Source organism: Leisingera sp. XS_AS12, assembly GCF_041224635.1.
In the GTDB taxonomy this organism is placed as follows: domain Bacteria; phylum Pseudomonadota; class Alphaproteobacteria; order Rhodobacterales; family Rhodobacteraceae; genus Leisingera.
Window position 1 is genome coordinate 38,200 of record NZ_JBGFGM010000047.1, and the last position, 13,015, is coordinate 51,214.

Here is a 13,015-nt window from a genome sequence, read left to right on the forward strand (position 1 = left end):
AGATGCTAGATGAATGTTTCGTAGGGGTTTGTCTCGCACCGCACCGCAATGCAGTGCGAGTACAGGTCTCAGAGGGCCCGATACCATGCGGCGATGCGACCAAGTTCCTCGTTTGCCTCGGGCGCGCGTCCCGAAAGCGCGGGAAAGACATGCTGCATGCCTTCGACGATAGACAGGGTCACGTTTACGCCCTGTGCCTTGGCCTTTTCGTGCAACCGTTCGGCATCGCTCTTAAGCGTCTCGGCCCCTCCGGCATTGATATAGAGCGGCGGGTAACCGGTGAAATCGTTCTCCAGCGGGTTGGCCAACGGATTAAGCGGATCCGTGCCTTCACCGAGGAACATCCCCGCCATCGCTTCGAGGATCGGTTTGCCGACTAGCGCATCGGTTTCCGCGTTGGTTTCCAGTGTTTCCCCGCGCATCGCCATGTCGAGCCAGGGCGAATAGGCGATGACCGCTCCGGGCAGTGGCAACCCAAGTTCGCGTAACTTCAGCACGCTGGCGATGGCAAGATTGCCGCCAGCACTGTCGCCAGCCGTCAGAATATTTCTTGCCTTGAAACCCTTATCCAGCAGCGCTTTGTATGCGGCTACTGCATCTTCGATCTGCGCCGGAAATGGGTGCTCGGGTGCGCGCCGATAGTGCAGGATCACCGACGTAACCCCAAGCACCTTAGCGAGGTGCCCTGCCATTTTTCGATGACTATCGGCTGAGCCGACGGCAAAGCCGCCACCATGAGTGTAAACAATTACACGCGAGGTATCTGCCCCGGCTGGTAGGGCCCAGATAGCCTCAACTCCTCCGACATGATCGCTTTTGTAGCTAACGTTTTCCGGCTCTAGTGCGGGCTGCCCCCATTCATCGAACATGCTGCGCAGGTTCGCGATCGTCAGGTCTGGGTTCTCGACCATCTGATCGGTCCAATTCTGATAAAGCGCCCGCAGCGTATCGGCTTCTCTACTGATTTCCATGTTTATCCTCCCAAGCATAACATTTGGCAAAGCCACCAACTGACGTCGCCAATCTCGAAGACGTCAAACGGTCAACGGCATACGCCAATTATCTCAGAGTGAGGGCGAAAAATGCGCCATGTATTGAACAATCCTGCTTTGGAAATAGTATGATCGTGCTCAGCCTGTCGTGAGGCAGATATGCCCGTTACTAGGCTCTGTTGATGGCGTGGATACCCCCTCCCGACGGCATCGCAATGTGCCACTATGATGAGCGTTAAAAGCCATCACAGAAGGAAGGAGCATCTATGTCCGAAATTAAAATTATCGGTGTCGACTTGGCAAAGCGCGTTATCCAGTTGCATGGTGCGTACAATGATGGGTCAGTCGCGTTTCGCAAAAAGCTTTCACGAGGCCAGTTTCTCGCGTTCGTGGCACAGCAACCCAAATGCATGATCGCCATGGAGGCGTGGCCACGGCGCATGGCTGGGGCCGCGAATTTGAGAAGCTGGGGTGCGACGTGCGGTTGATACCGCCGGTCTATGTGAAGCCGTTCGTCAAACGCCAGAAGAATGATGCGACCGATGCAGAGGCCATCTTGGAGGCTGCATTGCGTCCAACCATGCGCTTTTTCGCAGTGAAGACGGAAGATCAGCAGGCCCGTGCCATGCTGTTTCGCACGCGGCAGATGTTTGTCGGCCAGCGCCCCCAGATGATCAACGCTTTACGCGGCCACCTCGCCGAACACGGATTGGTCGCGGCCCGCGGGCCTGCCCATCTCAAGCGACTCGCGGACGCAATCGCAGGTGATGACACCGCGCTGCATGCTGAGGTTCGTGACCTCGGCCGGATGTATCTGGGGCAGATTGAGGGGCTGAATACGCGTGTTGCAGAGCTTGACGCGAAGATGCGATGTGCCGCCAAGAAAGCCGACTTGGTGCGCCGAACACAAACCATGCCGGGCGTGGTTCCTGTCACGGCGCTTGCGATCGAGACATTTGCCCGTGACCTGGCCACCTTCCGGCGCGGGTGCGATTTTGCCGCCTGGCTTGGGCTTGTGCCGAAGCAGCACTCGACGGGCGGCAAAGCCCGGCTCGGGAAGACCTCGAAGATGCGACAGCGCGACTCCGGACACTCTTGGTCTCTGGCGCTATGGCTGTCCTCCAGGCTGTCGAGCGGTTTGACACACCGAATAATGGCTGGCTGAAACGCCTACTAACCCGCAAGCCGCGCATGGGTCGCCGCGATTGCGCTGGCCAACAAGATGGCGCGTGGCCTCTGGGCCATCATAATGAAACAAGAGGATTACCGGAATCCGGTGGCGGCGATGGCATAGCGAAGACGGCATGCCACGACGTCCCGGTAAGTTGGGAGTGTGAGGAGGTCACTGAAAAGTAAGGGCAAAGGATCGATCAGATCCGGGTCAGAGAAAGCAGCATTTGTGCAGGAGCCACCGAGCTCGGTTTGTTGATATGCCTCTGGTCCGCGCATCGCCATACCGGCCCGCGGTTACATCAGCGCCGCACACAGAGGCCTGATACATGACCGCACCCGATCACACGCTCGCGCCGTTCAAAAAATCACTTGCACCAATGGGGGCATGCATGCACAAATCCCGTGTCGGACTCATCTTATGAATCCAGCGTGGTAGCTGAGGTGCATGAGCAGACCGACAACCCCGACATACAAGACCATGAACTGGCCCGCTTATAACGAAGCGCTCAAGCGCCGTGGCTCGCTGACGATCTGGTTTGACCCCGAGATGAGCTGGGAGGCCGTGCCGACAGGCAGAAGAGTTACAGCGACGCCGCGACCCAGACCTGTCTTTCGATGAAGGTCCTGTTCGGCATGGCCTTGCGACAGGCGACCGGGTTCGTCGAGAGCCTGTTGCGGCTGATCGGTCTCGACTGGACGGTGCTCGACTTCAGCACCCTGTCCCGGCGCCAGAAGACCCTGGCCGTGAACATCCCGTATCGCGGCTCCAAAGGGCCGTTGCACTTGTTGGTGGACAGCACGGGGATCAAGCTTGAAGGTGAGTGGCATGCCCGCAAGCATGGCGGCCCCAAGCGACGGGTCTGGCGCAAGATCCACCTCGGGATCGACGAGCAAACGTTGGAAGTGCGCGCTGTTCAGATCACCGGGAGCCACATCGGTGACGCTCCAGTGTTACCCAACCTTCTTGAACAGATCCCGGCAGACCAGCAGTGTCACGGCTGACGGTGCGTATGACACACGAAAATGCCAGGACGCGATTGCGGACCGTGGCGTCCACGCCGTTATCCCACCAGGTAAGAACGCAAAGTCTTGGAAGACCATCACCGCCTAAGCCGCGTCGAGACGAAGATGCACTGTGTTAAGTTGCTGGGGCAGCGCCTTATGGCGCGGGACTTTGACCGTCAGGTCGCGAAAACCCTTTCTAAATTACGAGGCACCCTCCAGTCGCAAGGATCCTCTCTGACAAGCGCGCTAAAGAGCGCGGCCAACCGATCCTTGCCGATATTTTTGGCGTGGTGCATCAGGCCTCCCCGCCAGCGGGGAAATCCGTAGCCGTGAATCATTACTAGGTCGATGTCTTGCGGTTTTTCTGCGACGCCTTCGTCAAGGATATCGCAGGCTTCCGCCACCATTGCGAGCAAGAGCCTTTCTACGATTTCGTCAGCTGAGAACTCCCGGCGAGTGAAGTTCATTTCTTCTGAGACACGGAGTATTTCGCTAGCGACCAGCTCCGAAGGTGAGGGTTTGCCGTCCGGCCCATAGTCGTACCATCCGGCGCCCGATTTGCGTCCTAGGCGTTTGTGCTTTTCGACCAGCCGCTCGACCAAGGGCACGTGACCACAGCAGTTCCCTTCTGCAGCGGCCTTGCGACGGATATTCGCGTAGGCGATGTCCAGCCCCGACATGTCCTGTGCAGCATATGGACCCATCGCCATACCGAATCCGCGCATAGCCGCGTCGATCTCGTCGACAATAGCCCCCTTCACCAGAAGGCGATTAGCGGCGTGACGGTAGCTAGACAAAATTCGGTTTCCGATGAAGCCATCGCAAACACCAGACAGTACCGGGATTTTACCAAGCCTGCGCGCCAGCACAAATGCTGCACCTAATGTATCGTCTGACGTTCGGTCGCTCCTGACGACTTCCAGAAGTTTCATAATATGCGCAGGACTGAAGAAATGCATCCCTACAAAGCGTGCCGGGTGTTTCAACCCATCAGAGAGCCGATTTACATCGAGATAGGATGTGTTTGTGGCAATGATGGTCTCGGGTGGCAGTGCGCCTTCGAGTTCGGTCAGGATCGCGGTCTTAACCGCAAAATCCTCGAAGGCCGCCTCGATTGCTAGATCGGTTGGTGGCAGAGCGTCATAGCCTGAGACCGTAACCAGCCGGTCTTCAACCGTCTTTGCCGCATCGACGGACAGAATACCGCGACTGATACCCTGATCAATCAGCTTTTGCAGGTTTTTACTGGCCCACTCGGCGGACGAGGCACTACGTTCGACGACAGTCACCGAGATCCCTGCGGTCGCCAGCGTGTACGCAATAGCTGCGCCCATATTGCCACCACCGACCACGATGGCGGTTTCAGCATCTCGGGAAGGTCGGGGGTAGGCGCGCCCCTTGTTGGTTGCGGTACGCTCGGTGAAGAAAACGTGCCTAAGGGCCCGCGCCTGATCCGAGGTACGAAGGTCCAAAAACGCAGAGCGCTCGCTGGCTAGTGCGTCGTGCAGCGGCGTCGTCGCACTGGTCGCGACTAGGTTCACCGCAACCTGCGGGGCATTCTGGCCAGGCATACGCCGCGCTACATGCGCTCGGGCGACTTCCGCTGCGACGTGGTTTGGCTTTGGTGAAGGAAGATTGTCGGGTGCCTGTGCCGCCTCAAGTACATCGTCATCGAGAGCTATGGCCGCGCCAAGCGGGTCATCGGCTAGCAGCTGGATCAGTCCCATTTTCAGTGCCTGCTCGGCGGAAACAGCCTTCCCGGTGACAATCATGTCAAGCGCAGCTTCAATACCGATAAGTCGCGGCAGTCTTTGGGTTCCCCCTGCGCCAGGCACGATCCCCAAGTTTACCTCTGGCAAGCCCAGTTTGGCAGAAGTTGAGGCGATGCGATAGCAGCAAGCCAGAGCAATCTCTAGTCCCCCACCAAGCGCAGCCCCGTTGATTGCTGCGATAGTAGGAATCGGGAGGTGTGCAAGTTGCATCAGCACATCATTTAGTTGTGGATCAACAGGCAACTTACCGAATTCCTTCGCATCCGCGCCCGCGACGAAGGTCGTTCCTGTGCCGGTGATAATCAGCCTGGTAGCCCCAGTTTCGAGGACTTTGAAGATACAGTGTTGTATTCCAGCCCGAACCTCCGCGTTGATTAGGTTAAGCGGCGAATTGTCTATGGTCAGAATTGCTGCGTCATTTGAGAAGCTTAATTCAACAGGCATGGGCATCCTCACAGCACTGGCGCGCGATTGCGCGAGATAAATTTGGTAATGAGATAGCCTTCGAAGGTTTCCGTCCCGCCTTCAGTCCCATAGCCGCTGTCTCTCACGCCTCCAAACGGAGTCTCGGGCAGAGCGAGGCCGAACTGGTTGATGCTTACCATACCTGCCTGCAAACCCGCAGCTGCTTTATCTGCACGCTCTAACGAATTGGTAAAGACATAGGACGCCAGCCCGAAGGGTAGCCCGTTGGCCCGCGACAGTCCGTCCTCTATGTCACGAAAAGACGAGACGACAGCAATCGGGCCGAAGGGTTCTTCGCGCATCAAGTCAATGTCGTCGTTGGGCGTATCGACGATTGTCGGGGCATAGAAGTTACCATGATTTCCAAGCCTTTTGCCTCCCGTCAACACCCGTGCGCCGTTTTCGCGGGCATCCTCGACGAGCTTTTCCATCGCATTCACGCGTCCGCGATGACACAATGGTCCCATCTGCGTGCCTTCGGCTAAACCAGCGCCCACCTTTACGCTCTCAAATGCTGAAACTAGTTCGGACAGAAATCGATCGTAGATGCCTTGTTGTACGTAAAACCGGGTTGGGGCGATGCACACCTGGCCTGCATTGCGCAGCTTGTTGACCGCCAAGGCGCGCGCCGCGGCCGTGGCATCGGTGTCGTCGAACACCAATACGGGCGCGTGACCGCCGAGCTCCATCGTCGCCCGCTTCATATGGCGGCCAGCCAATTCTGCCAGATGCTTGCCCACCTCGACCGAACCGGTGAAGGTGATTTTGCGCACCTCGGGGCGCGCAATTAGAGTTTCCGAAATGAAGGCCGCATTACCCCAGACAAGGTTCAGACAGCCTTCGGGCAATCCTGCATCCAGCAGATAGCGAGCAATTGCCATGCAACCCGCCGGAGCCTCTGCCGGGGCTTTTAAGATCATCGTGCAACCTGACGCAAGCGCCGCCGCGACCTTGCGTACCGCTTGGCTCAGCGGAAAATTCCAAGGCGTGATGGCAAGGCAGACGCCTATCGGTTCGCGCACGACAAGCTGCTGTACCCGCGGGCTGCGTGATGGAATGATGCGCCCATAAATGCGCCGACATTCCTCGGCGTGCCAGTCAACGTGGTCAGCCGAGGCGCGGACCTCAGCCAAAGCCTCAGCCAGCGGCTTGCCTTCATCGAGAGTGATCCAGCCAGCGATCAGTCTGTCATTTTGGCGCAGCAGGTCGGCAAACCGCCGCAAAATCGCACTTCGTTCCATGGGAGAGCTGTTTTTCCATCGGCGAAAAGCTGATTCGGCCGAGTGAACCGCATGGTCTAGATCTGCGGCGCTAGCCTGCGGAATCTGTCCGATAGTTTGCCCGTTTGCAGGGTTTATGACTGCACGATCCTCTGGCGTGGGAGAAGCGATCCAGTCTCGTCCGATGAGGTGCTGGATGGTCGGATAATTCATTTCTTTCATGGCATTATGCCCTCGCTTAGTTGTGTCATCCGCAGGATCCGGCACGAATGGGACTAGGTGGACGACCTTAATTTTCCGCATAGCGGGAAAGTTTACCGCAGTATTGACTCGGACGTTATCGATCGTTTAGGTGTGTTTCAAGACGCATAATTCTTTCCGAGGAGGGATATCGTGAGACCAAGGAAAGACCGCACCAAGGATGCCGAGAAACAGGATCGCGATTTTGTCACGGCGTTGGCGCGCGGCTTGGAGCTGTTGCGGGCCTTTCGGCGGGAAGGGGAGGCTCTGGGGAACGGTGAGTTGGCCGAGCGCACTGGCCTGAGCAGATCGACGGTCTCCCGGCTGGCCTATACACTGAACAAGCTGGAATACCTCAGCTACGACCCGGATACAGCACGTTATCGACTGGCCCCTCCAGTGCTTTCGTTGGGTTTCTCCTGCCTTGCAGGGATTCCGCTGCGGCAACTGGCGAAGCCCTTTATGCAGGAGCTGGCTGATTACACAGGCATGCCGGTGGCCATGGCCAGTCGTGACCGGCTATCGATGGTCTATCTGGAGCGGTGCAAGGGCACTAATGCCGTCACGCTGGCGATCGAGGTTGGTGCCCATATTAAACTGGCCACGACCGCGGTTGGTCGCGCCTGCATAGCGGCGCACGACCCGGATGAGCGGGCCAGAATTCTGGCCCTTGTGGAGGAACATGAAGGCGACAACTGGCCGAATGTGCAGCCCGGAATCGAAGCAGCTATCGAAGACTACCAACAGCACGGTTACTGCACGTCCTTCACGGAGTGGAAACGTGATGTGAACGCTGTAGCGGTGCCCTTCGTGCCGAAGGACGGCTCACCCATTATTGCCTTCAACTGCGGTGGCCCTTCGCAAACCCTTACGCGCGACTGGATCGAAAGCGACGTCGCGCACCGCCTTGTCGATCTTGTCCGCCGCGTTGCGGCGGTCGCACCCTGAACAATAGAGAGCATCATGGCCCTTGATAAAGATACCCTTTCCCAGTTTCTCGACGCGCTCGACCGCTTCGTGAAAGAGCGACTAATCCCTTACGAGGATCGCGTCGCCGACGAGGATGTGATTCCGCCGATGCTGGTCGATGAAATCCGCACGATGGGCCTTTTCGGCATGTCGATCCCGGAGGATTTCGGCGGGCTTGGCTTGTCGATGATAGAGGAAGTGCAAGCCGCTTTCGTTCTTGGCCAGGCTTCGCCTGCGTTCCGGTCGCTAGTTGGCACAAACAACGGGATCGGCTCGCAGGGAATCATCATCGATGGAACCGACGAGCAGAAGGCGAAGTATCTACCAGCTCTCGCCTCCGGAGATATGATCGCATCCTTCGCCCTAACCGAGCCAGATGCTGGTTCGGATGCTGGCGGTCTGCGCACCACTGCGCGGCGTGATGGAAACGATTTCCTACTGAACGGCACGAAGCGCTACATTACCAATGCGCCGCGTGCCGATCTATTCACGGTTTTTGCCCGGACCAGTCCAGAGGTGAAAGGTTCTGCCGGCGTAAGCGCTTTTCTCGTCGAGGCAGGGACGCCGGGCATAACGCTTGGCCAGCCTGACAGGAAGATGGGGCAGAAGGGTTCGCACACATGCGACGTCATCCTTGACAATGTCCGCGTGCCTGCCTCGAACATCATCGGCGGGCCGGACCGTCTGAACAAGGGCTTCAAAACGGCAATGAAAGTCCTTGATCGGGGCCGACTGCATATTTCTGCCGTCTGTGTGGGCGCCGCCGAACGGCTGATCCGTGACAGCCTATCCTATGCGATGGAACGCAAACAATTCGGTGAACCCATCGCTGAAAAGCAACTGATCCAAGCCATGCTGGCTGACAGTCGCGCCGAGGCCTTCGCAGCGCGTTGCATGATCGAAGAAACAGCACGCCGCAAGGACGCTGGTCAGAACGTGTCGACTGATGCTGCCTGCTGCAAGATGTTTGCCAGTGAGATGGTAGGTCGAGTGGCCGATCGCGCAGTGCAAATCCACGGCGGTGCAGGATACATGGCCGAATATGCGGTCGAGCGCTTCTATCGCGATGTGCGTCTCTTCCGCATCTACGAGGGGACAACCCAGATTCAGCAAATACTGATCGCGCGGAATATGATCCGCACTGCAGCAGCTTAACAGGAGCGAAGACAAACTATGGACTTCAATTTCCTTTCCACCCCGAGGATCGTCTGCGAGAGCGGTGGGCTTGGCCGGATCGGCAGCCTGATGCAAGATTTGTCTTGCACCCGTGCGCTGGTCGTGACGGACCCGGGCATATTGGCCTGTGGTTTTGCGGACGAGGCAGCCGCCGCACTTAGGGCTGCTGGCATCGAGGTTGAGATTTTTCATAAAGTCGAAGCGGACCCCCCGATCGCTGTCGTCGAGGCCGCGGTAGAGGTCGCGCGGGCCTTTGGTGCTGACGGAATCATCGGACTTGGCGGCGGCAGTTCACTGGACACGGCCAAGGTCATCGCAGCGGCGGTAGCCAACGATCAACCGATTACGGACATGATCGGGATCAATCAGGTCACCGATAAACGCTTGCCACTGATCCAGGTGCCAACCACGGCAGGGACCGGATCAGAGGTAACATGGGTGTCCGTGCTGACTTCGGAAAGCCACGAAAAAAAAGCGGTATATGCACCGCAGCTTCTGCCTGACGTTGCCTTGCTAGATGCAAAGCTAACATTGGGAATGCCTCGTCACATCACAGCGGCCACGGCGTTAGACGCAATGGTTCACGCCATTGAGGCAGTAACCAGTCGCACCAGAAAGAATCCCATTTCCGATGGAATGGCGGACAAAGCGCTGGTGCTTCTCGGTCAGAACTTACCAATCGTCATGGAAACGCCTTCGGACCTGTCAGCGCGAGAGGCCATGCTGTTGGGGGCGACACTGGCTGGGATGGCCTTCATTAATGCCAGCGTGGGGGCGATTCATGCCTTGTCATACCCACTGGGAACAGGTTTCAAAGTTCCTCACGGGCACGCAAACGCTCTGGTCGCAGGACCAGTGATGAGGTTCAACATGCCCGTTGCAGAAGCTGAATATGCTCGTCTATCGCGGTTACTACTGCCCTCGCGGCCTTTCAACTCTGATGCGGCTGCGGCCTATGGCCTGATCGACGAGATGGAACGGATGCTAGTCGAAAGCGGACTTGAGTCTCGACTTTCTGGTGTCGGAGTGACCGAGGCAGCCATTCCCGGAATGGCTAATGAGGTCGTGACCGGTATCACGCGATTGCTGGAGACCAACCCGCGCGACATGACAGCCGAAGATGTGTCGCGCCTCTATCAGGAGGCGCTTTGATGGCTGGCTCATTGGACGGGATCAAGGTGGTCGACCTCAGCCGCGTGCTGGGCGGGCCTTACTGCACCCAAATGCTTGCGGATCATGGCGCTGAGGTCATCAAGGTGGAGCCGCCTCTGGGCGACGAGACCCGCAGTTGGGGCCCGCCTTTCAATGATGAACTCAGCGCCTATTTCTCTGGCGCCAACCGCAACAAGCGGTCCATCGCTATCGATCTGCAGCAACCGGAAGGGCGCGACCTGATTTTGCGGTTTCTTCAGGATGCGGATGTTTTAGTTCACAATTTTAAGTCTGGTACTCTTGAAAAATGGGGGCTTGGTTATGATGATGTTCTCAGGGCACGTTTTCCTAGACTGGTACTCTGCCACGTGACTGGATTTGGTTCCGATGGCCCACTTGGCGGTTTTCCCGGCTATGACGCCGTGGTACAAGCTATGACGGGCCTCATGAGCATCAACGGCAATCCCTCCGAAGGCCCGACACGCATGGGTACGCCCATCGTGGACATCGGCACCGGTCTGATCGCCTGTAACGCTATTCTCGCCGCACTTTTGGAACGGGGCCGGTCCGGATTGGGCCAAGCCATCGAAGTGCCGCTATATGATTGCGCGATCAGCATGATGCATCCCCAAGCGGCTAATTCCCTCATGTCCGGACAGATACCAATGGCGACCGGCAATGGGCATCCAAATATCGTACCATACGACATGTTCGAAACAAGTAATGGCAAACTCTATCTGGCTATCGGTAACAATGGTCAGTTCGCAAAACTCTGTGACGTGCTTGGCCTACCTGAGGTGCCCTGCGATCCACGATTTGCCGACAATGCCGCGCGTCTTGCGCATCGGTCAGAGATGACAGAGGTCTTGTCAGAGTGCCTGGTGCAACATGACGCCTTCAAACTTGAGCCGGTGCTTTTGAAAGCTGGGATTCCCGCCGGAGTCGTTCGGAATGTGAATGAAGCGTTGGAGCATCCACACACCCGACATCGCGGCATGGTGGTATCAGTTGGCACCTACCGCGGCACCGGCGTGCCAGCACGCTTGTCGCGTACCCCCGGAGCGGTTCGCGCGGCACCGCCTCGCTTCGGGCAGCATAGTAGGGAGTTGCTTAGCGAGGCTGGACTGACAGAAGCTGAAATCGATAGATTGACTCAAGCGAATATCGTTCGAGAAGAACCGCGGATGCGCGAGACGACCTAAGCCGAAATTTCAGCTCAAGCGGACGATCGTGAAAAAGTTCAGGGAGGCCAAGATGGAAAGACTGCTCATATCACCGGACCGGATACCCGAATGGATTCCCGGCACGACTACGTTGGACAGTTCCGGGTGCAACTGGAACGGCATTACCCTGAAGGGCTATCGTTATGAGCGACAAGACGCGGCAATTCCCCCCATGCGCGACTATATGATTGTTGCATATGATGGCGCGCCAACCACTATGCGCCGCACGAGTGGCGGCCCATGGCAAAGCGCGCGCGTAGAGAAAGGTAGGATTTCCTTGCTCACGCGTGCAGAGGAATCCACTTGGAGTTGGTCCGAGCCTATCACGGTTAGACACGTCTATCTCAGTCACAGTGAACTCGAAAACACGGCCCTTTCGGTCTTTGATCGTGACCCGAAGTCCATTGAGATCAATGATTGTCTGTCTGCGAAGGACCCCTGTATCCTGAACTGCATCCAATTGCTAGAGAATGAGCTAAAGAACGGTGGAATCGGCCAGAGATTGATCATCGACGCCCTGCGCATCCAGATCGCCGTTCACCTTCTGCGTCAGTACGCCAAGGTCTCTTTGACCAGCGACGCAAACTCGAACTTCAGCCCTGCTCAAAGGCAGAGAATCATCGATCTCGTTGAAAGCTGCTTAGGTGAAAACCTCAGTCTGGAAGACATGGCCGCATCTATCGGTTTCAGCCAGTTTCACTTTTCGCGTCAGTTCAAGGCGGAGTTTGGGTTGGCACCGTATGCATATGTTTTGCGCAAGCGAATATCGAAGGCCCAGGAGATGCTGAGAAAGGGTAATGCCCCCCTGAAAGTGGTCGCGCTTGACTGCGGTTTTGCAGATCAGAGTCATTTTAGTCGAACTTTTCGAAAAATGACAGGCGCGACCCCCGCCGAATTCCGGCGCATGGCATAATTACCGGAAAACTATTCCTTCCTATCGCTGTCACGCACCAGAGACAAAGAAATGTTGAGCCCGTAACGCTGCAATGAATGTACCAGAAACAGAATTTAAACCACGATTTGCCTTCGAACGCAGGATTTTCTTTGGCGACTGTGACCAGCTGGGAATCGCCTTTACTGGCCGGATCACGAATTTCGCGCTGGAAGCGATCGAGACTTTCTGGGACGATTTGCTTTCAGGCCGGGGCTGGCTTTTTCTACTCACGGAAAGAAACACGGCCATGCCTTTTGTCTCTATGGACCTACAATTCCATGCGCCGGTGAAAGCAGGCGCGAACCTAGCATGCGAGGTCTATGTGGTCCATGTCGGGGAAAGTTCAGTTGGTCTAAAAGTTGTCGGCCGTCAGCATGACTTGATTTGCTTCGAATGCGAAACGAAGTCAGTTTTCCGAGATGCTTCAACATTTGGAAAAGTCAAAATTGAAAGCTCAATTCGGCAGATTTTGCTCGCGGAAGTGGGTTCGGAAAATCAAACAGTGAGCTAGCAACCTTTGAGGTTGCCGCCTGTAATCAAAGAGGTTTTTCGCCCCGTTTGCGTGTGACCGAGTGCAAATTTCTATCTGGCCTTCAAGAATGGCATTTTGAAAAGCCGCGGCCAGAGACGAAGGTCAGCGGATGAGGTCTGAAGTGGTCCCAGGAAACCGGACAGTCAGCTAAGGTGTTTCCCG

The 13,015-nt window shown here is 56.9% G+C and carries 9 protein-coding genes and 2 pseudogenes; 8 read left to right on the forward strand and 3 right to left on the reverse strand.

Going from position 1 to position 13,015, the window contains the following annotated elements; translation table 11 throughout:
- Window positions 1–68: 68 nt before the first annotated feature.
- Window positions 69–971 (reverse strand): alpha/beta hydrolase, encoded by a 903-nt coding sequence (locus AB9K35_RS01700; protein ID WP_017468330.1) that lies wholly within the window; start codon window positions 969–971, stop codon window positions 69–71.
- 287 nt (window positions 972–1,258) lie between these two features.
- Here AB9K35_RS01700 and AB9K35_RS01705 point away from each other — a divergent pair.
- A pseudogene (locus AB9K35_RS01705) lies at window positions 1,259–2,286 on the forward strand (IS110 family transposase).
- Between the two features lie 324 nt (window positions 2,287–2,610).
- Window positions 2,611–3,359, forward strand: a pseudogene (locus AB9K35_RS01710) (IS5 family transposase); the annotation flags it as partial.
- Here AB9K35_RS01710 and AB9K35_RS01715 read toward each other — a convergent pair.
- Window positions 3,347–5,386 (reverse strand): FAD-dependent oxidoreductase, encoded by a 2,040-nt coding sequence (locus AB9K35_RS01715; RefSeq protein WP_369924164.1) that lies wholly within the window; start codon window positions 5,384–5,386, stop codon window positions 3,347–3,349. The pseudogene AB9K35_RS01710 and the gene AB9K35_RS01715 overlap by 13 nt on opposite strands.
- Before the next feature lie 8 nt (window positions 5,387–5,394).
- The gene (locus tag AB9K35_RS01720; RefSeq protein ID WP_232272174.1) at window positions 5,395–6,849 is read right to left on the reverse strand and encodes an NAD-dependent succinate-semialdehyde dehydrogenase; all 1,455 of its coding nucleotides are present in this window, start codon (window positions 6,847–6,849) and stop codon (window positions 5,395–5,397) included.
- Window positions 6,850–7,020: 171 nt separating this feature from the next.
- Here AB9K35_RS01720 and AB9K35_RS01725 point away from each other — a divergent pair, with 171 nt between their 5' ends.
- The 6 genes from AB9K35_RS01725 (at window position 7,021) to AB9K35_RS01750 (ending at window position 12,832) form a co-directional block, all read left to right on the forward strand.
- A complete protein-coding gene (locus AB9K35_RS01725; RefSeq protein WP_369924165.1) occupies window positions 7,021–7,815 on the forward strand; it encodes an IclR family transcriptional regulator in 795 nt (264 codons plus the stop codon).
- Between the two features lie 15 nt (window positions 7,816–7,830).
- The gene (locus AB9K35_RS01730) at window positions 7,831–8,991 is read left to right on the forward strand and encodes an acyl-CoA dehydrogenase family protein (protein WP_369924166.1); all 1,161 of its coding nucleotides are present in this window, start codon (window positions 7,831–7,833) and stop codon (window positions 8,989–8,991) included.
- Between the two features lie 18 nt (window positions 8,992–9,009).
- A complete protein-coding gene (locus tag AB9K35_RS01735; RefSeq protein ID WP_017467063.1) occupies window positions 9,010–10,164 on the forward strand; it encodes an iron-containing alcohol dehydrogenase in 1,155 nt (384 codons plus the stop codon).
- Entirely contained in the window at window positions 10,164–11,366 is a 1,203-nt protein-coding gene (locus tag AB9K35_RS01740; protein ID WP_088672647.1) for a CaiB/BaiF CoA-transferase family protein, read from the forward strand. The genes AB9K35_RS01735 and AB9K35_RS01740 overlap by 1 nt, the downstream gene beginning before the upstream one ends.
- 52 nt (window positions 11,367–11,418) lie before the next feature.
- The gene (locus AB9K35_RS01745) at window positions 11,419–12,300 is read left to right on the forward strand and encodes an AraC family transcriptional regulator (protein ID WP_232272173.1); all 882 of its coding nucleotides are present in this window, start codon (window positions 11,419–11,421) and stop codon (window positions 12,298–12,300) included.
- A 73-nt stretch (window positions 12,301–12,373) separates the two neighbouring features.
- Entirely contained in the window at window positions 12,374–12,832 is a 459-nt protein-coding gene (locus tag AB9K35_RS01750; RefSeq protein WP_007120589.1) for a thioesterase family protein, read from the forward strand.
- The last annotated feature ends 183 nt before the right edge of the window (window positions 12,833–13,015 follow it).